Genomic DNA, 21580 nt, shown 5'->3' on the forward strand with positions numbered 1-21580 from the left:
CCCCAGCCTCGTCAGTCGCCGTCGCTTCGCTCCGGCGACTGACTCCCTCGCGCGTGCTGCTCGGCCGCGAGGCGGCCTCGCAGGCACGCGCCACCGCACCGCCGGTGATTTATAAATGGATGTGCGTTCGGTTCCCCGGCGAGCGCGTCGGGTACTCGCCCCGTTTATGTCGCTCGCGCCCGTGTTGATCGTATGCGAAACGTGGACGCCGCTGGGCTGGGGATCGGCGACGACCACCCACCCCGGATCATGGGCGTACTCAACGTCTCGGAGGAGTCGCCGTACGACCCCAGCGTGTACGACGACCCCGGCGAGGCCGCCACCTACGTCGACGAGGAGCTGATCGGCGAGGGCGCCGACATCGTCGACGTCGGGCTCGAATCGGCGAACAAGGACCTCGACGTACTCTCCGCCGAGCAGGAGTTGGATCGGCTCGACACCGCGATCGAGACGCTCGAATCGACCTCCGGCGACGCCGTCTGGTCGATCGAGACGCGCTACCACGAGGTGGCCGACGAGGCGATCTCGCGCGGCTTCGACATGGTCAACGACATCTGCGGGTTCGCGGACCCCGAGATGCCTCGCGTCTGCCGCGAACACGACGTGGCGGTGTCGAAGATGGCCTCGCCGCCCGACCTCGAACGGCCGGGGGCGATCGAGGACGTCGACGACATCTACGAGGCGCTCTCGATGAACGGCTTCACCGACAAGACGATCCTCGACCCCGCGTTCGGCGGCTGGTCCGAGGCCAAGACCCACGCGGACGACCGCGAGACGTTCCACCGCCTCAGGGAGTTCCGCGGGTACGGCCGCCCGCTGCTCGTCTCGATCAACCGCAAGAGCTTCCTCAAGACCGTCGCGGGGCGCAGCACCGAGGAGGCCCTCCCGGTCTCGCTCGCCGCCACGTCGATGGCGGTCGAGCGCGGCGCCCACGTGATCCGCACCCACGACGTGGCCGAGACCCGCGACGCCGCCCTGATCGGCGCCGAGTTCGCGCGGGACCGACACCGCTCGCGGGGTGAGTCCGGCACCGTCGAGATCGAGGAACTCGACGTGACGACGGTCGGCGAGGCCGAGCGCCACCTCGACCGGATCGGCGCGTCGGGGGCCCAGCAGGGCGACCGCGCCGTCGCCGGCAGCGCGGTCGTCCGCACCTACGAACTCTCCGGCCTCGACGAGGCGGCGGTCGGCGCCCTGCGCGCCGCGACCGCGCGCGGCGACGCGAGCGGCGCGGCGTTCGCGCTGGGCGACCCGGACCGCGCGGGGACCCCGTCGGCCCCCTCGGCGACCGACGGCGGCGCCGGCGGCTCGGCCGGTCCCGCGGGCGACGGATACCCCGACGACACCCCTGCGGGCGGCCGTCGCGGACTCCTGATCGGGACGCCCGCCGCGATCGAGTCCGTCAGGGAGTCCGTATCCGACGTCTCTGACCCGCTCGACGCCGCGCTCGCGGGGATCGATCACCACGTGAGTTAAGAGAAAGTTTATGCCCTCGTGTAAACAACCGATCGACCGGACGCCGGAGGGGCACGCGGGTAGGGGTACTCTGTGCCACTCCGGCCCATACCATAATTCGCCCGGCGAGCGGCGGCGCTGTCCTGTGCCCGGCGCGACGGCCTCACGGAGCGTGGTCCGGCCGTGAACTTCGCGACCTTCGAGCCCGTTTACGAGGCGATCCTCGCCGACTTCGGGTTCGACCGGGCGGCCGACGAGCGCGCCCGCGACGTCGCCGCCGACCTCGCGACGCCGTTCCCGCTCGACCGCCTCGGCGACTGGGAAGACGCGACGGTCGCCGTCGCGGGCGCGGCGCCGTGCCTCGCCGACGAGGTCGCGCTCGCCCGCGACGCCGACGTCGTCGTCGCGGCCTCGACCGCCGCCGACGTCCTCGCCGACCGCGGCGTCGCCGTCGACTGTATGGTGACCGACCTCGACAAGAACCCCGAGACGGCGGCCGAACTGACCCGCGATGGCGTCCCCGTCGCCGCCCACGCCCACGGCGACAACGTCCCGGCGGTCCGCGAGTGGCTCCCGCGCTTCGCCGACGACTGGACGCTGGCGACGACGCAGGCGGCCCCCGCCGGCCCGGTCCTGAACACGGGCGGGTTCACCGACGGCGACCGCGCCGCGTTCCTCGCCGACCACGTCGGGGCCGGCGAGCTCGTCTTCCCCGGCTGGGAGTTCGACGACCCCGCCGTCGACCCGCTGAAGGCGCGGAAGCTCGACTGGGCCGCCCGGCTGCTGCGCTGGCTCGAACGCCGTCGCGGCGAGCGGTTCGCGGTCTTGGACGGCCGGCGCGAGGCGGCCGACGCAGCGCTCGGGGAGAGTCTCGGAGACGACGGTTAACCGCGGGTCTCTTCGCGCTCGACTCGCGGCTCGGGGAAGAGTTCCTCGTCGTCGCGGTCGCCGATCCACTCCGCCAGCTGGACGAGCTGGTCGGTCGCGGCCTCGAACAATCGCTCGCTCTTCTCCGGAGTCACGTCGGTCGGGTCGCCGAACGCGCCGTTGGGGGAGTTGTCGACCGCGTCGTAGAACGTGCGGGCGCCGTGGACCATCGTGTCCGCGTCCTCGAGGTCGACGAGCCCGCCGTCGCGCGCGTCTTCGAGCCGGTCCTCGCGGACCAGCTCCGGCGCGAGGTGTGTGACCATCGCGGTCTCCTTGGGGCCCGCGTGGGGCCCGTTGCGCTCGAAGAGCTCGTCGACCAGCTCCGGGATCGACTCGTCCCACATCCACTCGACGGCGTAGGCCACCTCGTCCTCGTGGAGCCGGCGGCCGACCTCCCGGAGGTGCTGGACGTTGCCGCCGTGGGCGTTCACGAACACGACGCGGTCGATCCCGTGGTACGAGAGGTTCCGCGCGAACGACTCGACGTAGTCGCGGAACTCGGGCGGATCCACCCACATCGTCCCCGGGAACTGGCGGTGATGCGGACTGACGCCGACGTTGATCGTCGGCGTCCGGAACGCGTCGGAGCGGTCCGCGGCGGCCGTCGCCAACCCCTCGGCGATCAGGTGGTCGGTTGCGAGCGGGAGGTGCGGGCCGTGCTGTTCGGTCGAGCCGAGCGGGACGAGCGCGACGGAGCCGGGAGACAGCGCGTCGCCGAGTTCTGGCCACGTGTGGTCCGCGAGGTACATACTCCCGCCTCGCGCGCGACACGTATCAACCCCGCCGTCGCGGTCGGGTTCGCCGCCACCGTCCGGGAGCGGTTCGCCCGAGCGGCGGGCTCTCGCCCCGTGTCGACACCCTTTTTGTATCGTCCGGCCGAACGTTCGGGCATGTTCGGAGGCGGCGGCATGAATCCGCGGAAGATGAAACAGATGATGAAACAGATGGGGATCGACGTCGAGGAGCTCGACGCCGAGCGAGTCGTCATCGAGACGGCCGACGGCGACGACCTCGTCTTCGACGGCGCCCAGGTCACCAAGATGGACGCGCAGGGGCAGGAGACCTACCAGATCGTCGGCTCGCCCGACTCGGTAGCCGACGCGGGCGCCGGCGGCGGTAGCGCGGCCGCGGTCAAGGGCGGCGATGCGGACGCGGCGGCGATCGAAGCCGAGGACGACGGCGAAGACGAGGGTATTCCGGAGGAGGACGTGAAACTGGTCGCCCAGCAGGCGGGCGTCTCGAAGGAAGACGCACGCGAGGCGCTGGAGGCGGCCAACGGCGAGCCCGCGCGGGCGATCTCCGAGCTGCAGTGACGGACGCCGCGTACCTGCTCGTCCACGAGGACCGCGAGTACCTGCTGGAACCGGGCGAGGAGTTCGGCACCGACCTCGGCGTGATCGAGGTCCCGGAGGACGTCGCGGCCGGCGACGAGGTCGAGACCCACCTCGGCACCGTCTTCGAGGTCCGCGCGCTCCGGGGCCCCGACCTGTTCAACCACCTCGAACGCACCGGCGCCCCGATGATGCCGCGCGACGTGGGGCTCGTGATGGGCCACACCGGCGCGTTCGGCGGCGACCGCGTCCTCGACGCGGGCACCGGCACGGGCATCCTCGCGGCGTACCTCGGCCGGGCCGGCGCCTCAGTCACCACCTACGAGGTCGACGCCGAGTTCGCCGAGGTCGCCCGCGACAACATGGAGACCGCGGGCGTCGCCGACCGCGTCGAGGTCCGGACCGGCGACCTCACCGAAGAACTGGACGCGCTCGCCGGCGCGGAGCCGTTCGACGCGCTCACGCTCGACACCGGCGACGCCCCGGCGGTCGTCGAGCGCGCGGACGAGCTGCTCGCCCCCGGCGGCCGCCTCGCCGTCTACTCTCCCTTCGTCGAGGGGACCCGCGAGGCGGCGCTCGCGGCCCGCGACGCCGGCTTCGACGAGCTCGAGACGCTCGAAACGATCCAGCGCGAGATGGACTTCTCCGACCGCGGCTCCCGCCCCTCCACCGCCGGCGTGGGCCACACGGGGTACCTCGTGTTCGCGCGGGCGCCCTGAATCCGGCGCTCACGGCGCTTTCCCTTCGGTCGCTTTCCTTTCCGTCACTTTCCCTTCCGTCACGTTCTCTCTCCTGTGGCGCCCGCAGCGACCGGCGCAACGCTCATTCGGATCGCGGTCGTCACCGACGGATGTGACCGCGGACGACGCTGGAACTGAGGCCGACGCCGATACCGACGCCGAGGCCGGCAGCGACTGGTCCGCGCCGCAGAGCGACGGCGTCGGCGACCCGCGCGAGGTCGCCGACGTCCACCCGCGTCCCGACGACCCGCTCGCCGAGGCGGTCGAAACCGCGCTGGCGGGCCGGTCCGGGGTCGTCGCCGTCGGCGTGCCGATCCGGCTGCTCCCGGCGGTGCTCGCCGCTCGCGAGCGCACGTCCGGGGGCCCGTGGCGGATCGCGTGCCGCCCCGGCGTCGTCGACGCCCTCGGCCGAGCGCTCGTCCTCGGCACCGCGGTCGCCGAGGCGATCGAAGGCGACGAGATACGGGTCCGAACCGGCGATCACCTCGGTCACGGGACTGGGGGCACGCTATTCGCGAGCCCCGACCGGGCCGACGCCGTCGTCGGCCCTCGCGGGGACCGGACGCTGGCGACGACGGCGGTCGACCCCGATTCGGGAGCGGCCGACATCGATTCGGGAGCGGCCGACCCCGATTCCGCGTCGGTCGACGGCGCCCTCGCGACGGCCGAGTCGCGCTTCGCCGGCGCGACGGCCAAGCCGGTCGAGATGCCCTCGCGGACCAGACTGCTCGCCGCCGCGCGCGAGGTCCTCGACGACCGCTTCGCCGACGACTTGGCGACCGTGCTCGCGTCGCAGGACACCGGCGAGTTCGGCCGCACGACCGAGGTTTCGGACCGGACGCTGCTGGTCGCGCTCGCGGCGCGACACGACCTCCTTTTCCGGGACCTCCGGACGTGGGTCGGGACCGACGGCGTCGGCATCGCCCCGGCACAGGAGTTCACCGGTGACCGACAGGCGCTCGTCGACCGGGGCCTGATCGAGTCGATCAAGGTGCCGATGGGGCCGGGGCGGCCGATGCTCCGCCTCCGCGCGGTCGAGGACGCGCTGTTGCGTGCCCGGCCGGAGGAAGTGCCGAGCGTCCTCGAAGGGTGGTTCGCGTTGCCGACCGACCCGGATGGGCGGATCCGGGACGACGCGCGCCGCGAGGGACGGCGGCCGGTGTGGGAGCGGCGGCGGTCGTGACCCCCCGAGCCCGATTCGGCGTCGGGTCCCCCGGATCGGCGACACGTGGCAAGAACTAACTCGCGGCGGCGCCCCCACACGGACATGACGACGTTCTCCGACAGGGTCGAGCGGATCTCCATCAGCGGGATCCGCGAGGTGTTCGAGGCGGCCGGCGACGACGCGATCAACCTCGGGCTCGGCCAGCCCGACTTCCCCACGCCGGACCACGCTCGACAGGCCGCGGTCGACGCCATCGAGTCCGGGAAGGCGGACGCCTACACAGAGAACAAGGGCACTCGGTCGCTCCGGGAGGCGATCGCCGAGAAACACCGCGCCGACCAGGGGATCGACCTCGACCCCGGCAACGTCATCGCGACCGCGGGCGGCAGCGAGGCGCTCCACGTCGCCCTCGAAGCGCACGTCGACGCCGGCGACGAGGTGTTGATCCCGGACCCGGGGTTCGTCTCCTACGACGCGCTGACCAAGCTGACCGGCGGCGAGCCGGTCCCCGTGCCGCTCCGCGACGACCTCACGATCGACCCGGCCGCGATCGAGGCGGCGATCACCGAGGACACGGCGGCGTTCGTCGTGAACTCCCCCGGAAACCCCACGGGCGCGGTCTCTTCCGAGGAAGACGTGCGAGAGTTTGCCCGCATCGCCGACGAACACGACGTCCTCTGTATCTCCGATGAGGTGTACGAATACACCGTCTTCGACGGCGAACACTACTCGCCGATCGAGTTCGCAGAGTCGGACAACGTCGTGGTCGTCAACTCCGCCTCGAAGCTGTTCTCGATGACGGGCTGGCGGCTCGGCTGGGTGTACGGCGCCGACGAGCGCGTCGATCGAATGCTGCGCGTCCACCAGTACGCCCAGGCGTGCGCCTCCGCGCCGGCCCAGTACGCCGCCGAGGCCGCGCTCCGGGGCGACCGCGACGTGGTCGACGAGATGACCGCCTCCTTCGAGCGTCGCCGGGACATCTTACTGGACGGCTTCGACGAGATCGGAATCGACTTTCCGACGCCCCAGGGGGCGTTCTACGCGATGCCGCGAGTCCCGGACGGGTTCGTCGACGAGTGTCTCGACCGCGGCGTGGTCGTCGTCCCCGGCGAGGCGTTCGGCGAGGGCGGCGCCGGCCACGCGCGGATCTCGTACGCGACCGACGAGGAGCAGCTCCGCGAGGCGCTCGACGTGATGGCCGAGGCGTACGCGGCGGTCCGCTGAGCCGTCGGCGAGACGCTTCGACCGATCAGTCGTCTCCTTCGCCCGCTTAGTCGTCCTCTCCGCCCGCTCAGTTCTCTCCTCCACCCGAAATTCGGAGGTAGCGCTCGTAGTACTCGTCGCCGTACCGGATCATCTCCTCCTCGGTCTCGCCGACGCCGGCGTCTTTGCGGACGTTCCCGTCGATGTAGGGGCGCGCGTCGATCGCGCGGAGTAGTTCGACGTACTCCTCGGAGTAGGGGTGCGTCTCGGCGTACTCCGCCGCGTCCGCCTGCTCGACGATCCGCCGGGCCTCCGCGGAGAGCTCGTCCGACGCGACTCTGGGCCCGACGAACGTCGCCCGGAGGATCGCCTCCATCCGCTCGGAAGACTCGGCGACCGCCTCCGCTGTCGGCCGATAAACGGCCTCGTGAAACCGCTCTCGCTCGATTTCCACCCGATACGTGGTGTCCCGGTAGACGACGCGTTCGGGGCCGTCGTCGCCGAGCAGCGCGCTCTCCGCCCGGGCGGTCTCGTTGCGGTACGCGTAGCCGCCCCGCTGGACCAGCCCGACGGCGTATCCGCCCACGTTCCCGCGGGCCCGCGCCGCGAAGTGCGCGATCCGGACCGCCCGTTTATCGGCGTCGGGGAGGTCACCGTCCTCGCCGGCGTCGACCGCCGACTCAGTGTCGTCGTCCGTTGCGCTCGGATCGCTGTCGCCGTCGACCGCAAACAGGCGGAGGACGTGATACGTCTCGCCGACCTCGTCGACGACCACCGAGCCGAGCCGGTAGTAGGTCCCACCGTCGACGACGTACGCCGGGTCGTCCGGGGTCGCGAAGAACGGTTTGCGCCACTGGGTCGTGTACGATTCGCCGGCCATCGCGGCGTCGAGCGCCGCCCCGTCCCAGTTCTCGGGCGGGTCGTCGCGGCCGTGAACGTAGCGGTCGCGCAGCGACCCCTCGACACGCGAGAGCGAGAACCTGAGTTCCGATCCGCCGCCGCCCTCCGAGTCGCCGTCGACGCCTACCCCGAGACAGCCCGCAGCGGCGGCGACGCCGCCCGCAACCGCGCCGGCGAGGAGGCGACGGCGAGAGGGTGTGGGTTCGTCCATGCGGACAGTACAGACAGACGGCTGAAAGGTATTGTCGAAACGCAAACGATCCCTTGTGCGACGGCGACGCGGACCTTTCTGATGCCCGTCGAGAGCAAATAAAATTACTATAGGTAATTCCCCACCGCTGAAGAGTTTCCGCAAGTTATACCGTCGCCCGCGGAGTATCGCGCGGTAATGGACCGGAACATACAGGTCAGCCGCCTCGACCGGCAGGCGGTCGAGGACCAGGAGGTCGAGATCGTCGAGCGAAAGGGGATCGGTCACCCCGACTCCATCTGTGACGGCGTCGCGGAGTCGGTCTCGCGGGCCCTCTCGCAGCTCTACCTCGACCGCGTCGGCAAGGTGCTCCACTACAACACCGACGAGACGCAGCTGGTCGCCGGGCGCGCGGCCCCCGCGTTCGGCGGCGGCGAGGTCGTCGAGCCCATCTACATCCTCATCGTCGGCCGCGCCACGAAGGAGTACGACGGCGAACAGCTCCCGGTCGACTCGACCGCGCTGGCGGCCGCCCGCGACTACCTCTCCGAGGCGATCCCGGAGCTGGAGTACGGCACCGACGTCGTCGTCGACGTGAAACTCGGCGAGGGATCGGGCGACCTCCAGGACGTCTTCGGCGAGGAGACGCAGGAGGTCCCGATGGCCAACGACACCTCCTTCGGCGTCGGCCACGCGCCGCTCACCGAGACGGAGACCATCGTCCACGAGGCCGAGCGCGCGCTCAACACGACCTACCACGACGACCACCCCGAGCTCGGCCCCGACGTGAAGATCATGGGCAAACGCGAGGGCGACCGGATCGACATCACCGTCGCCGCCGCGATGGTCGACGCCTACGTCGACGGCCTCGGCGAGTACGACGACGCGGTCGAGAGCGTCCGCGGGTACGTCGACGACCTCGCCCGCGAGTACACGGACCGCGAGGTCAACGTCGACGTGAACACCGCCGACGACTACGACGAGGGCTCCGTCTACCTCACCGTCACCGGCACCTCCGCCGAGCAGGGCGACGACGGCTCGGTCGGGCGCGGCAACCGCGCGAACGGGCTCATCACGCCCAACCGCCCGATGTCGATGGAGGCGACCTCCGGCAAGAACCCCGTCAACCACATCGGGAAGATCTACAACCTCCTCTCGACCCGGGTCGCCGAGTCCGTCACGAGCGAGGTCGACGGCATCCGCGACCTTCAGGTCCGCCTACTCTCGCAGATCGGCCGCCCGATCGACGAGCCGCACGTCGCCGACGCGCAGATCGTCACGGAGGAGGGCGTCGAACTGGGCGACATTGAGGCGGATGTCCTCGACATCGTCGACCGCGAGCTGGCCGACGTGACCGACGTGACCCGCAGCGTCATCGAGGGCGACGTCTCGACGTTCTGAGCCGGGAACGCCGACCGCGACCGTCGCCGAGGACGCGCGACCGCAACGGATTTGCGCCGCCCGCTCCGAGGTGGGCGCATGACGCGGGTGTGTCTCCTCGGCGACCCCGACGTGGAGCTCTCCTACGAGCTGCTCTCCCGCGAGACGGCTCGCGACGCGCTCGCGACCTACGACATCGAGGAGCCGTTCGAGAACAGCGTCGCCGTCGACACCGTGAGCCTCGGCGCCGCCGTCTCCCTCCTCAACGACCTCGACTGGTACCTCGTCCGCTTCGTCGAGGAGGCGCTCGTGCTGGAGCCGTCCGTCGCCACCGACCAGTGGCTCTCCCGGGACCTCGCCCGCGAGGTCCGCGACGGCGACGTGCCCCCCGAGGAGACCGACCAGCGCCTGAAGGTGTTCGGCCTCGTCGACGGCCGCCCGGTCGAGCCCCTCTTCGTCCGACGGCGACAGGGCGAGACGCCCGAGTACGACCTCCGCGACGTCGACGAGACGGTCGTCGTCCGCGTGAGCGAGTCGGAGTTCTCCGGGTGAGCCGGCGTCGGCCGCCGCCCCGACCTCCCGACCCTCACTCGTCGACTTCCGCGAGGATCCGCGTTCGAATCGGGTCGACGTCGACCGGCGCCCACGCCTCCACGTCGTAGGTCACGTCGGCGAGCGTTTCCAGCCGCTCGGCGTCGCCCGCGTTTATCGCTTCGACCGCCTCCTCGCGGAGTTGCGCCAAGACCGCGTCCGCGAGCGTCTCGCGGTCGACCCCGCGGTCCGGCACGTCGAGGATGTGCGGGAGGTCCTCGGCGCCCTCCGGGAGCGTCGGGAACGCGGCCGGACCGACCGCGAGGGCGGTCCCGCCCTCGCCGGTCCCCGCCGCCGCGCGGTCTGTCCCTCCGTCGGTCGCGTCCGCGTCGCCGGAGAGCGCGCCGTCGGGAGCCGGCACGAGCGCGTACTCGGCGACCGCGAGGTCGATGGCGGCGTCGATGGCGTTCTCGTCGACCTCGGTCCGCTGTTTGAACGCCAGCTCGGAGAGCGCCCGCGAGAGCTCCGCGCGGGTGAGCCACCCGAACAGGTCGACGACGCCGGCGAGGTCGTCGCGCGCGGCGACGCTCGGGCCGTCCGCCATCTCAGTCCTCCCCCGGCGCCGGCTCCGCCTGCGCGTCCCCCGTCACCGAGCCGTCGATCCGGTCGCTCCCACGGACCGCGTCGAGGTCCTCGCGAGCGGCCGCCCGGACCTCGTCGGGGTCGACCCGGGCCGACTCCCACGCCGGGAGCCGGGTGTCGGGGCCGGGCTCGCCGAGCGCCTCGGCGTACGTCGCCACCTGCGAGCGCTCGTCGGGGGCGTCGTACGAGAGGCCGTTGAACGCGGCGTCGGTCGCGTAGCCGTCGACCAGCGTCTCCGCGGCCTCGCGGTACCCCTCGGCGAGCCCGTCGTAGTCGACGTCGACGCCGGCGTCCTCGACCGCGCGCAGCGTCGCCGCGCCGACTGCCCGGCTCATGTCGGCGAGGCCGGTCGGGCCCTCGACGGAGCGGTGGTCGTGCTCGTAGCTCCCCAGATCGACCTGCGCGCTGTCGGCGAAGCCGGCGTGGCCGAACGCCTCGCCGAGCGTCCCGACCTCCAGCCCCCAGCCGCGCTGGACGCGGAGCCGGGAGACGAGGTCGCTCGTCGCCGCGAACTCGCCGGCGAGGGCGTAGCGGAACGCGGAGAGGTACTCCAGAACGTCCGGCTCTCGACCGGGCGCGGCGTCGCCGAGCGCGCGGACGAGCGGCCGGAAGAACAGCCTGAACAACCGGCCGTACAGCGAGCCGTCCTCGACGCGGGCGTAGTACCCCTTCGAGAATCGGTACCCCTCACCCAACGGGAACAGCAGTCGGTTGACGAACGCCGGCGAGTAGGTCTTCGTGTCGGCGTCGTGGACGACGACGAACTCCTCGTCGAGCGCGCGGCCGAGGGCGAGCCACACGTCGCGGCCCTTGCCGCGGTCGCCGTCGAGCCCGCGCGCTTCGAGCAGCGAGGCGAGTTCGGGACCGTCGCACCACAGCGTCTCGACGTCGAGGTCGAACCCGTCGAGCCAGTCCGCGAACGGGCCGGCGCGGTCGGCCGACGCCCGGAGCGGGACGATCACCCGAGCGGGGTCGACCGTCTCCAGCGTGGAGAGCACGCGCTCGGCCGCGAGCGTCCCGTACTCGCGCTCGGTCATCGGCACGACGACCGCCGCTCGGTCCGTCGGGGCGTCGGGCCGGTGGTCGGTCAACGCGTGGAGGGTCGTCACGCGCTCCTGAACGTACTCCATTTACAAATTACACGGGAGCGACAACCAAAACAGGTGCGGTACCACACCCCTATGCCGGTCCCGGGCTGCGAGGTCGGGATCGGCGTCCGCGTCGTCGCCTCAGACGGTCCGGCTCGCGCCCGCCGCGCCCCCGGGAACGCGTCCGAACCGGTACAGCACGGCGTACGCCGCGACGAGGAGCGCAAGCCCCCCGGCGAGCCCGAGGAAGACGGCGTCGTACGTCGCGCCCGCTTCGATCGCTTCGCCAACGACCCACGAGCCGGCCGCCTGCGTGGACATCATCCCGGCGGAGAACATCGCGTACGCCGACGCGCGCGACTCGTCGGGCAGCGACGCGAGCAGGTAGGTGTCGCCCGCCGGGAACAGCATGTGAATGGCGAAGCCGACGACGACGCTCGCAGTGATCACCGCCGCCAGCCCCTCGGCGACGACCACGAGGACGACGCCGCCGACGAACGACGTGACGATGCCGAGCAGGTACGGGACGTGGGGGAGCCGGTCCGCGAGGTCGCCCGAGACGAGGAAGGCGGGCACGCCGGCCGCGAAGATCACCGTCAGGAGGTTCCGCGCGGTCGCCCGGGGGAGCCCCTTGTCGATCATGTACAGCTCGTAGAAGTTGAACAGGCCCTGCCAGACGAAGCTCGTCAGGCCCATCAGCACCACGCCTGCGAGGATCAGCTTCCACTCGCCGCGGGCGGCCGCGAGGAAGTCCGTGTCTCCCGCGCCGGCGTCCGGGAGGTCGGTCCGCTTCGCGAGCGCGACGAACAGGACCGTGCTGGCCGCCGCGGCGAGCGCGAGCGCGTAGAAGGCGTACCGCCAGTCGTACCACAGCGCGACGGTGACCGCGGGCGCGGCGATGACCGCGGAGAGCTGGCTGGCCATGCCGTGGACGCCCATCACGCGCCCGACGCGCTGCGGGAACAGCTCCGAGATGAACGGGTTCGCGGCGACGAAGTAGACCCCGGAGGCCAGGCCGACCGCGAAGGCGGCGACCATCAGCGCGAGGACGCCCGGCGCGAGGGCGACGCCGAGCGCGCCGGCGGTCAGCATCGCGCCGGAGACGACGATCACGCTGCGCCGCGTGAAGCGCGTGAGCGCCCAGCCGGCGGGGAGCCGCGGGGCGGCCGAGCCGAGCCACGCGAGCGTGACGATGAGCCCGGCGGTCCCCTCGCGGATCCCGAACGCGTCGATGAACTCGCCCACGAGGGGGGCGAACACGACCCGCGCGAAGTTGACGAGGAAGACCAGCGCGCAGAGCGATCCGAACAGCCTGGTCCGTGACACGGCGGCGCTTCTCCGCGCCCGGACACAAGCGTTGCGAAAGCGCCCCGACGCGCCCTCCAGAGACGGATCGCGGGGAACTACGCGTGGAGGTGCCCGCTTGCCGTCGATTTCGTTCGTCGCGTCAGACCGATGTCGTACGGGGTTTTTATCCGCCCCGCCCCCGAACGGCGGGGTATGAAATCCACGCGCAAGGGGCTCCGCGACGGCGACCTGATCAAGGACACCTACGAGCGGCTGAACTGCGCCGACTGCGAACAGGTGTTGAAAAAGGAGAACGACCCCGACGAGGTGTTCTCGGTCCGCATCTGCCCGGAGTGCGGCGCGCGGTTCAAGGAACTTCGCTGACGCCGTCCCGCTCCGTCGTCGCCCCTCCGTCCCACCCCGTCGTCGCCCCTCCGACTTCTCTCCGCCGTTGTCCCTCCGCTATCCTTTTCGCTTCTCCCGTGCGGTCGATTCGTCCGGGTTCGTCCGCCCTCGCTCATCCCTCGAACGAGTCCCTGACCGACTGCGTCACCGTGCGCGCCTCGACCGTGACCGCCTCGATCCACCGGTACGCGGTGTACGCCTCGACCGTCGACCGGGCGCTTCGGTCGCCCGCCGCGAGCGCCCCGTCCGGCTCCGCGAACAGCGGGAGGAACTCCGTCGCCAGCCACCGGTCCAGCGGGTTCTCGCTCTCCGCGAGCGACGCCGCCGACTCGACCGCCGCGCTCCGCGCCGCGCCGACCGCCCCCGGACCGTCGGGGAACATCGTCTCGCCGTCCTCGACGCGCGCGGCGACGTCGTCCAGCGCCCGGAGCCGCGTCCACGCGAGCGCGGTCCGGATCAGTCCGGTCGCCGGGTGGTCGGGCTCGTAGTCGCCGAACGCGACGGGGTCGAACCGCATGTCATCGAAGCTCCGGTAGACGGCGGTCGACAGCAGGGAGGCGCTCGGCGCGCCGCGCGCGACCGCCCGGCCGTCGACGAAGGCCTCCGTGCCCGGGTAGCGCCGGAGGTCCTCGACTCCCTCACCGTGGAGGTCGCGGAGCCGGTCGCCGACCGCGCGGCCGAGCCGGTTCATCTCGCGGCGGAGCGGTTCGGCGACCGACACCGGGTCGTCGAGCGAGGCGGCGTACCGGTTCCGGAGGTGCCGCCCCGCCTCGATCAGCGACTGGACGCGCTCGACGTCGCCGGCCCCCTCACCCGTCCGGAGCGGGTTCGCCCGGTCGGTCGGGCCGCTGCCGACCAGCGTCCGTCGCCTCGCCTCGTCGTACCAGCGCTCGATCGGGCCGTAGACCGCGGCGCCGGCCGGCGGATCCGCCGCCGGCCCCGGCAGTTCATCCAGCGTCTCGGACGCCCGTCGCCGCACCGTCCCGACGTCCGGAGCCACCGCAGTCGGGTCGCCCTCGACGGTCACGGCGGCCCACGTGCCGACGGCTGTCGCGGCGTGGCCGCGCGCGGCGGCGTAGCGCTCGGCCGCCCGCAGCGGCGGGAGCGACTTGCCGGGGCCCGGCAGCGCGTCGCGCGCCGCCGTCCGCTCCGTCACGATCTGTTCGCGGATCTCGCCGTTCGGGAGCCGCTCCGCGGTCAGCGGCTCCGGGACAGGGGAAAGCAGGCGGTCGACGCGGTCGGCGAACGCGCCCTCGACCGCGGGCTCGACGTCGACGGGGACGAGTCGCGGCGAGTCGGGGACCGGCTCGTCGAACTCGCGCGGAACCGCCTCCACGTCGAACGACGGCGGGTCGTCCCAGAACCGCGGCTCGCCCCGGCCCGAACAGCCGGCGAGGGACCCGAGCGCGACGGCGCCCGTGGCGGCGAGCGCGTCGCGCCGGGTGAGGCGCCGCGTCACGTGCCGTCACCCCCGTCGTCGTCCGCTCCGCTCAGGGCAGTGTCGTTCCCGGGCACTGTCGCATTCCCGTCGATCACGTCGTACTCGGTGTCCGTCGTCCGACACGGAGAGTGCCCGCTCGAACCGGACCCGGTGAGACGGTCGTCGAGCGCGGCCGGGAGCCGGAAGAGCAGCGCGAGGGCGACCCGCGCGTCCGCCTCGCAGGCCTCGTCGGGCGGGCGGAGCTCGCTGCAGTACTCGTACTCGACGCGCCCGGGCTGCCACGACACCGAGTGGATCACGAGTCGCTCACACGACCGGACGCCGGCCGGCGAGACGTACACGGTCTCCGCGTCGTAGTCGGTCTCGTCGAGGAAGGATCGGACCCGCTCGCGGTCCGCGTCGGAGACGGCCTCGGCGACCAACAGTTCGTCCGCTCGCTCGGCGCTCGTCACGAGTTCCCGACCGATTCGGTTCGGTTCGTTCTCGTCGTTCGCTTCGCTCCCGTCGAGGAGGACGCTCTCGCCGGTCGGATTGCGCGGCTTCACGACCGTCGGGTCGGTCTCCGCGCCTCGCGTCTGCGGCTGGACGGACTCCGCCTCCGGGCCGCTCGCGCCGGAACAGCCGGCGAGCGCGCCGACGACGCCGAGCGCCGCGCTGCCGAGGAGGGCTCGTCGAGTGGGGGTCATGAGACGATGTTGGACGGGTCCCGACAAACGCTTTCTGGCGTCCGGTCGCCGGTGCGCTCCTCCGTCGTCGCGGCCGCAGCCCCCCGGCGTCGCAGCCGTCGCCCGCGCTCACTCGAAGACGGCGTCGAACGCCGATGCGCCGAGCGGGTCGAAGGTGCCGGCTGCGACGTTCTCGCGGACGTGGTCGGGGTCGGTCGTCCCGACGAGCGAGGAGGTGACGCCGGGGGCGCTCCGCGCGAAGTTGAGCGCGCGCTGGGCCGTCGTCTCCCCCGCGAGCGTCGCGTCGACGTCGGCGGGGATGGCGCCCTCGACGGTCAGGTCCCCCTGCCCGACGCTCGCGCTCGTCACCACCGAGAGCCCGGCCTCGTGGGCGAATTCGAGGGTCGAAACGGGCCCGTCGGCGTCGGCGCCGGGCGGCGCGGGCTGGTTCCGCCGCGTGAAGGCGTCCGCCATCGCGACGTTGAACGGGAGCTGAATCGCCTCGAACCCGTGGCCGTCGTCGGGGCCGACCGCCTCGCCGGCGGCCTCGGCCCGGGCGAGGACCTCGGCGAGCGAGAGGGAGTCGTCGGCCTCCTCGGGGACGCGGAACGCGCTCCACGACGCGACGCCGTACGCGCCGATGTCGCCCGCGGTCCGCCGGCGTTCGAGGGCCTCGAACGCGTCTTCGAGGGCGTCGTACACCTCGTCCCGCGAGCGGGCGGCGAGTTGCGTCTCGGGGTTGTGGACGTAGAAGCAGTCGACGGCGTCGAGGCCGAGGCGCTCGAGCGAGCGGTCCAGCGACCACTCCAAGTACGCCGGCGTCATCGCGTGCGCGCCGTTCGCGAGGTCGTCGGGGGCGACGATCCCGGGTTCGACGAACCGCTCGCGGACGTACGCGCCGGGGTCGTCCGGGCGCTCGCCGTCGAACGGAGGGAAGCCGCCCTTCGTCGCGACGACCACCGACTCGCGGTCGACGGGCGCCGCCCGAAGCGCCTCGCCGACGACGCGCTCGGCGCGGCCGCAGCGGTAGTTGGCCGCGGTGTCGACGTGATTCACGCCCGACCGGAGCGCCAGTTCGATCGACTCGCGGGCCGCCTCGTCGACCGCGGGCGTCGGCTCGCCGAGGTACGTCCCGATTCCGACGCTGGAGACGACGCCGGGACCGAAGCGGCGGAAGTAGGTGCGCCCGAAGGCGTCGCCGAACCGGTCCCGGTACCCCCAGAGGGCCTCGCGAGTCGCCATGTGGTCGGGGTAGTCGGCTCGCGGATAAAAGTCGCGCGGGAGGTCGGGTCGCCGTCGACCGTACCGCCTCCACCGAGGGCCCCGTCAGTCGGAGGCGCGCAGTCCGTCGGCGGCGTTCCGATCAGTCGGTCGCGAGGAAGGTCCGCGTCGTGTCCCTGTCGCCGCGGACGACGTCGACCTCGTCGAGCCCCAGCGAGGCGAATACCTTGCGCCAGTCGCGGTAGTAGAGGGGCGTGTCGTCGTCGACGAAGTTCACGTCCGGGTCGGCCGGCGCCGACTCGACCGTCGGCTCCTCGATCTCGGCCGTGACGAGGACTTCGTCGGTGACCCGGGCGATCTCTCCGAAAACCGACTCGGCCTCGGGGGGGACGTGCTGGAGCGTCTCGACCGAGTACACCGCGTCGAACGCGCCGTCGTCGAACTCCCCGAGGACGTCCGTCAGGGAACCGCAGTGAAACGTCCCGGCGGCCGCGAGGTCGGGATACGTCTCTCGCATCGTCTCGAAGGCCCCGGGGTCGATGTCGATCCCGGATAGGTTCCCGAAGCCGTGCGCCGCGAGGTGTCGGAGGTGACGGCCAGAGCCGCAGCCGAGTTCGAGGACCCCGGCGTCGCGGTCGAGGTGCGCAGCGAGGGCCGCTCGGACCAGATCGCTCGTCTCGTTCGGCCCGCGGTAGGCGTAGTACGCCGGCGAGTACTCTCCCGCCCGGTCTCGCCACGCGTCTCGCACGGTGTCGGGGTCCACGGCTAACGACTCCGACAGCGAGGGATAACGCCGTCGAACGCCGCGCGGCGGCGCGGCGGTCCCGAACCCTCGGCGGTCGCGGACCGGGCACAGTTAATTGCCGGTGACTCGCATGGTTGTCTATGATAGACACGGAATACGACTACGTCGTCGTCGGGGGCGGATCGGCTGGCTGCGTCCTCGCGAACCGACTCACCGCGGATTCGGAGACGAGCGTCCTGCTCTTGGAAGCGGGCGCGCCCGACGACGACCGGAACATGCGGATCCCGGCGGGCTTCCCGGAACTGTTCGAGACCGACGCGGACTGGGAGTACCACACCGAGCCGCAGGACGGCTGTGCCGGTCGACGGCTCTACTGGCCGCGCGGCAAGACGCTCGGCGGGTGTTCCTCGATGAACGCGATGATCTACATCCGCGGCCACCCGTCGGACTACGACGACTGGGCGACCCTCGGCAACGACGGCTGGGGGTACGAGGCCATGCTGGAGTACTTCAAGCGGGCGGAGACGTTCACCCCCTCTGGGTCGCCGTACCACGGGACCGCCGGACCGCTCAACGTGACGGATCAGTCCTCGCCCCGGCCGGTCTCGCGGGCGTTCGTCGACGCCGCCGCGCAGGCTGGGTACGCCCGCAACGACGACTTCAACGGCGCGGCGCAGGCTGGGGTGGGGACGTACCACGTCACGCAGAAGAACGGGAAGCGCCACAGCGCGGCCGACGCGTACCTCAAGCCGGCGCTCGACCGGCCGAACCTCACCGCCGAGACCGGCGCGCGGGTGACCGAGGTGACCATCGAGGGCGGTCGCGCGGCGGGGGTTCGGTACAGGCAGGACGGGAACAGTCGGTCCGTCGAGGCCGCGGAGGAGGTCCTCCTCAGCGCCGGCGCGGTCAACTCCCCGCAGCTGCTCATGCTCTCTGGGATCGGTGACCCGGACCACCTCGCGGACCACGCTATCGACGTCGAAGTCGACTCGCCCGGGGTCGGCCGGAACCTCCGTGACCACCTGTTCGCGTTCACCGTCTACGAGACCGACGACGACGTCAGCACGCTGGACGACGCCGGCGGGCTGACGGACGTCCTGAACTGGTTCCTGCGCAAGCGTGGGAAGCTGACCTCCAACGTCGCCGAGTCCGGCGGGTTCGCCCGCAGCGACGCGGACGAGCCCCGGCCGGACCTGCAGTTCCACTTCGCTCCCTCGTACTTCATGGAACACGGCTTCGAGAACCCCGAGACCGGGCGCGGGCTGTCGATCGGCGCGACGCAACTGCGACCGGAGAGTCGGGGGCGCATCACGCTCGCCTCGGACGACCCGTTCGACGACCCGGTCATCGACCCGAACTACCTCGACGAGGAGGCCGATATCGACACGCTCGTCGAGGGAGTCAAGCGCGCCCGTGAGATCGCCCGGCAGGACGCGCTTTCGGAGTACGTCGGGCGGGAGGTGTGGCCCGGCGAGGACGCGCAGACCGACGAGGAGATCGCCAAGCACGTCCGTGACACGTGTCATACGGTGTACCACCCCGTCGGGACGTGTAAGATGGGCGACGACGAGGCGGCGGTCGTGGACGACGAGCTCCGGGTCCGCGGCGTCGAGGGGCTCCGGGTCGTCGACGCGAGCGTGATGCCGACGCTCGTCGGCGGGAACACGAACGCCCCGACGATAGCGGTCGCCGAGCGGGCGGCGGACCTGATCCGGGACGAGCGAGCGACGACCGTCGAGGGGCAGGCCTCGGCCGCCGGCGACTGAGCTGGCCGGCTTCGACCGGCGACTCCGTTCCGGGGCGCGCGATACGCCGACCGCGGCCCGCGGTCAGACGCCCGCACGACGCAACGACTATACGGACTCCGGGAGTCAGGTGTGACAATGGCCTCGCTCACCGACCACCTGGCGGACCTCGTCGCCGAGGTCGATGCCGCACTGCTGTTCTCTCCGACGAGCTCCTTCTACGAGCGGTTCGCGGACGACGGGAGCGAGGTCGTCGTCGTCGCGCCCGACAACGACGTCGACGCCGAGACGTTCGTCGATCTCCCGCTCCCCTTCGACAACGTGAAAGACCGGATCCGGTTCGGCATCGAGGGGGCGATGGACGCGGACCTCGTCTCCGAGGGCGACGAGGTCGCGTGCGTCGCCTCAGTGTTCGATGGCGGCTCGGACGCGGTGATCCGGGCGACCGTCGACCAGGGGGTCCACACCGGTATCTACGACCTGTTCGCCAACTCCCGGGCGGAGCCGAGCGTGATCCGCGACGTGTTCGAGGTCGCGATCGAACTCGGACAGAAGGGGCAGAAGGGGAAGCCGGTGGGCGCGCTGTTCGTCGTCGGCGACGCGGGGAAGGTGATGAACAAGTCGCGGCCGCTGTCGTACAACCCCTTCGAGAAGAGCCACGTCCACGTCGGCGACCCGATCGTGAACGTCATGCTCAAGGAATTCTCGCGGCTCGATGGCGCGTTCGTCGTCTCCGACTCCGGGAAGATCGTCTCGGCGTACCGCTACCTCGAACCCGCCGCCGAGGGGGTCGACATCCCGAAGGGGCTCGGCGCGCGCCACATGTCCGGGGCGGCGATCACCCGCGACACGAACTCGACCGCCATCGTCCTCTCCGAGTCCGACGGACTCGTCCGTGCGTTCAAGGCCGGCGAACTCGTCTTGGAGATCGATCCGGAGGAGTACTGACCCATGTCCGCGGCCCAGATCACCGTCCCCGAGTTCCTCGTGAACGTCCCGTACCGGATCTGGCTGGCGCTCGGCGTCCTCCTGCTGGGGCTCCTCTTGGCGTACCTCACCGGCGTGATAAACCGTCGACTGCTCCGGCGCGCCGGCGTCCCCGAGGTGATCGAGGGGACCGCCTTCGAGCGGACGGCCCGCGAGTTCGACACCTCCACGGTGCGGATCTTAGCGCAGCTTTCGAGCTACTTCATCGTCGCCGTCGCGGTCATCGTCGCGCTCACCGTCGCGGACGTGAACTACCTCGAACAGTTCTGGTCCGGGGTCGCCGCCTTCCTCCCGCGGCTGTTCGTCGCCGCCGTCGTCGTCATCGTCGGCGTCGTCGTCGGCGACAAGGCGGAGCTGCTCGTCGCCGAGCGCCTCCGGGGGATCAAGCTCCCCGAACTCGGCGTGCTCCCGACGGTCGTGAACTACAGCGTCGTCTACGTCGCCGCGCTCATCGCGCTCGGACAGGTGGGCGTCCAGACGCTCGCGCTCATCGTGCTGCTCGCGGCGTACGCGTTCGCGCTCGTGGTGTTCGCCGCGCTGGCGACGAAGGACCTCGTCGCGTCGGCCGCCGCCGGCGTCTTCCTCCTGCTCCGACAGCCGTACGGCATCGGCGAGGAGGTCCGTGTCGCCGGCGAGCGCGGCGTCGTTCAGGAGGTGGACCTCTTCGTCACTCACATCGAGACGGACGGCGAGGAACACGTCCTCCCGAACCACGTCGTGTTCCGCGAGGGGATCGTGCTGATCCGCGAGTAACGCCGCCCCTCTCACGCATCTCGAAATAAAAACGGACCCCCGTCACCCGTTCCCACGCTGTGAAAGTCATCGCCCCGCTATAACCCGCCGCGTCGCCAACGTCGAGACATGACCCCCGATACCGCGAACGTCGCCTGTGACGGCTGGGACGGTAGCGAGTGCGAGGGGACGCCCCACTGTCCGCCGCGCTGTCCGCGGTTCGTCGACAAGGTGGGCGCGCGCTGGACGATCCGCCCCGCGCTCGACGCGGACGAGCCGTTCCTCGCGGAGATGTACGAGCGGTTCGACCGCGCCGACCGTGCGCAGGGGCTTCCCCCGGTGAGCCGCAGCCGGTGCGCAGACTGGCTCCGGTCCATGCTGTCAGAGGGGAACAACGTCGTCGCCGAGCGGGACGGCGAACTCTTCGGCCACGCGATGTACACGCCGACGGACGCCGAAATCCCCGAACTCGCCGTCTTCGTCCACCCGAACGCGCAGGACCGGGGCGTCGGGACCGAGCTGTGCCGGCACGTCATCGCGAACGCCGCCGCGGCCGGCCGCGAGGGGATCGAACTCCACGTCGAGACCGGCAACCGCGTCGCCCGGAACGTCTACCGGACGGTCGGGTTCGAGGTCGTCGAGCGCCGCGGGGACCTCCGGATGCGGCTCGACCTCGACCAGCCGATCGCGACCGAGGTCCGCTGGCCGCCGCTCGCGCGAGAGGGGCCGACGGAGCCCGCGGTCGACCTCTCACCGGGGGACGGCGGGGCCGGGCGATCCCCCGCGGACGACTGATCCCC

22 protein-coding genes are annotated in these 21580 nt (G+C 71.7%); 13 read left to right on the forward strand and 9 right to left on the reverse strand.

Annotated elements, in window-relative coordinates; all coding sequences use genetic code 11:
* The first annotated feature begins 192 nt into the window (after positions 1 to 192).
* Together folP and C463_RS06730 are read left to right on the forward strand one after the other, a co-directional pair.
* Entirely contained in the window at positions 193 to 1476 is a 1284-nt protein-coding gene (gene folP / locus C463_RS06725; RefSeq protein ID WP_008442276.1) for a dihydropteroate synthase, read from the forward strand.
* 162 nt (positions 1477 to 1638) lie between these two features.
* Complete coding sequence (locus C463_RS06730; protein WP_008442279.1) at positions 1639 to 2343, forward strand: 6-hydroxymethylpterin diphosphokinase MptE-like protein; 705 nt, start codon at positions 1639 to 1641, stop codon at positions 2341 to 2343.
* On the opposite strand, the gene C463_RS06735 is transcribed toward C463_RS06730, so the two are convergent.
* Complete coding sequence (locus C463_RS06735) at positions 2340 to 3131, reverse strand: creatininase family protein (protein WP_008442281.1); 792 nt, start codon at positions 3129 to 3131, stop codon at positions 2340 to 2342. The genes C463_RS06730 and C463_RS06735 overlap by 4 nt on opposite strands.
* Before the next feature lie 141 nt (positions 3132 to 3272).
* On the opposite strand from C463_RS06735, the gene C463_RS06740 reads away from it, so the two are divergent.
* The 4 genes from C463_RS06740 to C463_RS06755 all read left to right on the forward strand — a co-directional run bounded on the left by C463_RS06740 (position 3273) and on the right by C463_RS06755 (position 6842).
* Complete coding sequence (locus C463_RS06740; RefSeq protein ID WP_008442283.1) at positions 3273 to 3695, forward strand: nascent polypeptide-associated complex protein; 423 nt, start codon at positions 3273 to 3275, stop codon at positions 3693 to 3695.
* On the forward strand, positions 3692 to 4432 hold the full coding sequence (locus tag C463_RS06745) for a tRNA (adenine-N1)-methyltransferase (protein WP_008442284.1): 741 nt from the start codon (positions 3692 to 3694) through the stop codon (positions 4430 to 4432). The genes C463_RS06740 and C463_RS06745 overlap by 4 nt, the downstream gene beginning before the upstream one ends.
* A 133-nt stretch (positions 4433 to 4565) precedes the next feature.
* A complete protein-coding gene (locus C463_RS06750; RefSeq protein WP_008442285.1) occupies positions 4566 to 5636 on the forward strand; it encodes a transcriptional regulator TbsP domain-containing protein in 1071 nt (356 codons plus the stop codon).
* 84 nt (positions 5637 to 5720) lie between these two features.
* Positions 5721 to 6842: a pyridoxal phosphate-dependent aminotransferase gene (locus C463_RS06755; protein WP_008442286.1), complete on the forward strand. Its 1122-nt coding sequence runs from the start codon at positions 5721 to 5723 to the stop codon at positions 6840 to 6842.
* A gap of 67 nt (positions 6843 to 6909) precedes the next feature.
* Here the strand turns inward: C463_RS06755 and C463_RS06760 are convergent, their stop codons facing one another.
* Entirely contained in the window at positions 6910 to 7932 is a 1023-nt protein-coding gene (locus C463_RS06760; protein ID WP_008442287.1) for a hypothetical protein, read from the reverse strand.
* 177 nt (positions 7933 to 8109) lie between these two features.
* Between C463_RS06760 and C463_RS06765 the strand changes: the two genes are divergently transcribed.
* The gene (locus tag C463_RS06765) at positions 8110 to 9312 is read left to right on the forward strand and encodes a methionine adenosyltransferase (protein WP_008442289.1); all 1203 of its coding nucleotides are present in this window, start codon (positions 8110 to 8112) and stop codon (positions 9310 to 9312) included.
* Between the two features lie 78 nt (positions 9313 to 9390).
* On the forward strand, positions 9391 to 9843 hold the full coding sequence (locus C463_RS06770) for a DUF5804 family protein (RefSeq protein WP_008442291.1): 453 nt from the start codon (positions 9391 to 9393) through the stop codon (positions 9841 to 9843).
* Between the two features lie 34 nt (positions 9844 to 9877).
* On the opposite strand, the gene C463_RS06775 is transcribed toward C463_RS06770, so the two are convergent.
* The 3 genes from C463_RS06775 to C463_RS06785 form a co-directional block, all read right to left on the reverse strand.
* Entirely contained in the window at positions 9878 to 10426 is a 549-nt protein-coding gene (locus tag C463_RS06775; RefSeq protein ID WP_008442292.1) for a DUF7109 family protein, read from the reverse strand.
* A 1-nt stretch (position 10427) separates the two neighbouring features.
* Positions 10428 to 11594 carry a glycosyltransferase-like protein gene (locus tag C463_RS06780; RefSeq protein WP_008442293.1) on the reverse strand — a complete coding sequence of 389 codons (1167 nt, stop codon included), beginning with the start codon at positions 11592 to 11594 and terminating at the stop codon, positions 10428 to 10430.
* Positions 11595 to 11693: 99 nt separating this feature from the next.
* On the reverse strand, positions 11694 to 12878 hold the full coding sequence (locus C463_RS06785) for an MFS transporter (protein ID WP_008442294.1): 1185 nt from the start codon (positions 12876 to 12878) through the stop codon (positions 11694 to 11696).
* A 174-nt stretch (positions 12879 to 13052) separates the two neighbouring features.
* Here C463_RS06785 and C463_RS19170 point away from each other — a divergent pair, with 174 nt between their 5' ends.
* The gene (locus tag C463_RS19170) at positions 13053 to 13223 is read left to right on the forward strand and encodes an HVO_0758 family zinc finger protein (RefSeq protein ID WP_008442295.1); all 171 of its coding nucleotides are present in this window, start codon (positions 13053 to 13055) and stop codon (positions 13221 to 13223) included.
* Positions 13224 to 13356: 133 nt separating this feature from the next.
* Here the strand turns inward: C463_RS19170 and C463_RS06790 are convergent, their stop codons facing one another.
* The 4 genes from C463_RS06790 to C463_RS06805 all read right to left on the reverse strand — a co-directional run bounded on the left by C463_RS06790 (position 13357) and on the right by C463_RS06805 (position 17334).
* A complete protein-coding gene (locus C463_RS06790; RefSeq protein WP_008442296.1) occupies positions 13357 to 14703 on the reverse strand; it encodes a hypothetical protein in 1347 nt (448 codons plus the stop codon).
* Positions 14700 to 15371, reverse strand: coding sequence for a hypothetical protein (locus C463_RS06795; RefSeq protein ID WP_008442298.1), 672 nt, complete (start codon positions 15369 to 15371; stop codon positions 14700 to 14702). Before C463_RS06795 ends, C463_RS06790 begins: the two co-directional genes overlap by 4 nt.
* Positions 15372 to 15479: 108 nt before the next feature.
* Positions 15480 to 16592: an aldo/keto reductase gene (locus C463_RS06800; protein WP_008442299.1), complete on the reverse strand. Its 1113-nt coding sequence runs from the start codon at positions 16590 to 16592 to the stop codon at positions 15480 to 15482.
* Positions 16593 to 16713: 121 nt separating this feature from the next.
* Positions 16714 to 17334, reverse strand: coding sequence for a class I SAM-dependent methyltransferase (locus C463_RS06805; RefSeq protein WP_008442300.1), 621 nt, complete (start codon positions 17332 to 17334; stop codon positions 16714 to 16716).
* A 122-nt stretch (positions 17335 to 17456) separates the two neighbouring features.
* Between C463_RS06805 and C463_RS06810 the strand changes: the two genes are divergently transcribed.
* The 4 genes from C463_RS06810 (at position 17457) to C463_RS06825 (ending at position 21575) form a co-directional block, all read left to right on the forward strand.
* The gene (locus C463_RS06810; protein WP_008442301.1) at positions 17457 to 19082 is read left to right on the forward strand and encodes a GMC family oxidoreductase; all 1626 of its coding nucleotides are present in this window, start codon (positions 17457 to 17459) and stop codon (positions 19080 to 19082) included.
* A 117-nt stretch (positions 19083 to 19199) separates the two neighbouring features.
* On the forward strand, positions 19200 to 20009 hold the full coding sequence (gene dacZ / locus C463_RS06815) for a diadenylate cyclase DacZ (protein ID WP_008442302.1): 810 nt from the start codon (positions 19200 to 19202) through the stop codon (positions 20007 to 20009).
* 3 nt (positions 20010 to 20012) lie between these two features.
* Positions 20013 to 20801 (forward strand): mechanosensitive ion channel domain-containing protein, encoded by a 789-nt coding sequence (locus C463_RS06820; RefSeq protein WP_008442303.1) that lies wholly within the window; start codon positions 20013 to 20015, stop codon positions 20799 to 20801.
* Positions 20802 to 20909: 108 nt separating this feature from the next.
* Complete coding sequence (locus C463_RS06825) at positions 20910 to 21575, forward strand: GNAT family N-acetyltransferase (protein WP_008442304.1); 666 nt, start codon at positions 20910 to 20912, stop codon at positions 21573 to 21575.
* The last annotated feature ends 5 nt before the right edge of the window (positions 21576 to 21580 follow it).

Origin of the sequence: Halorubrum californiense DSM 19288 (genome assembly GCF_000336875.1) — an archaeon.
Classification (GTDB): domain Archaea; phylum Halobacteriota; class Halobacteria; order Halobacteriales; family Haloferacaceae; genus Halorubrum; species Halorubrum californiense.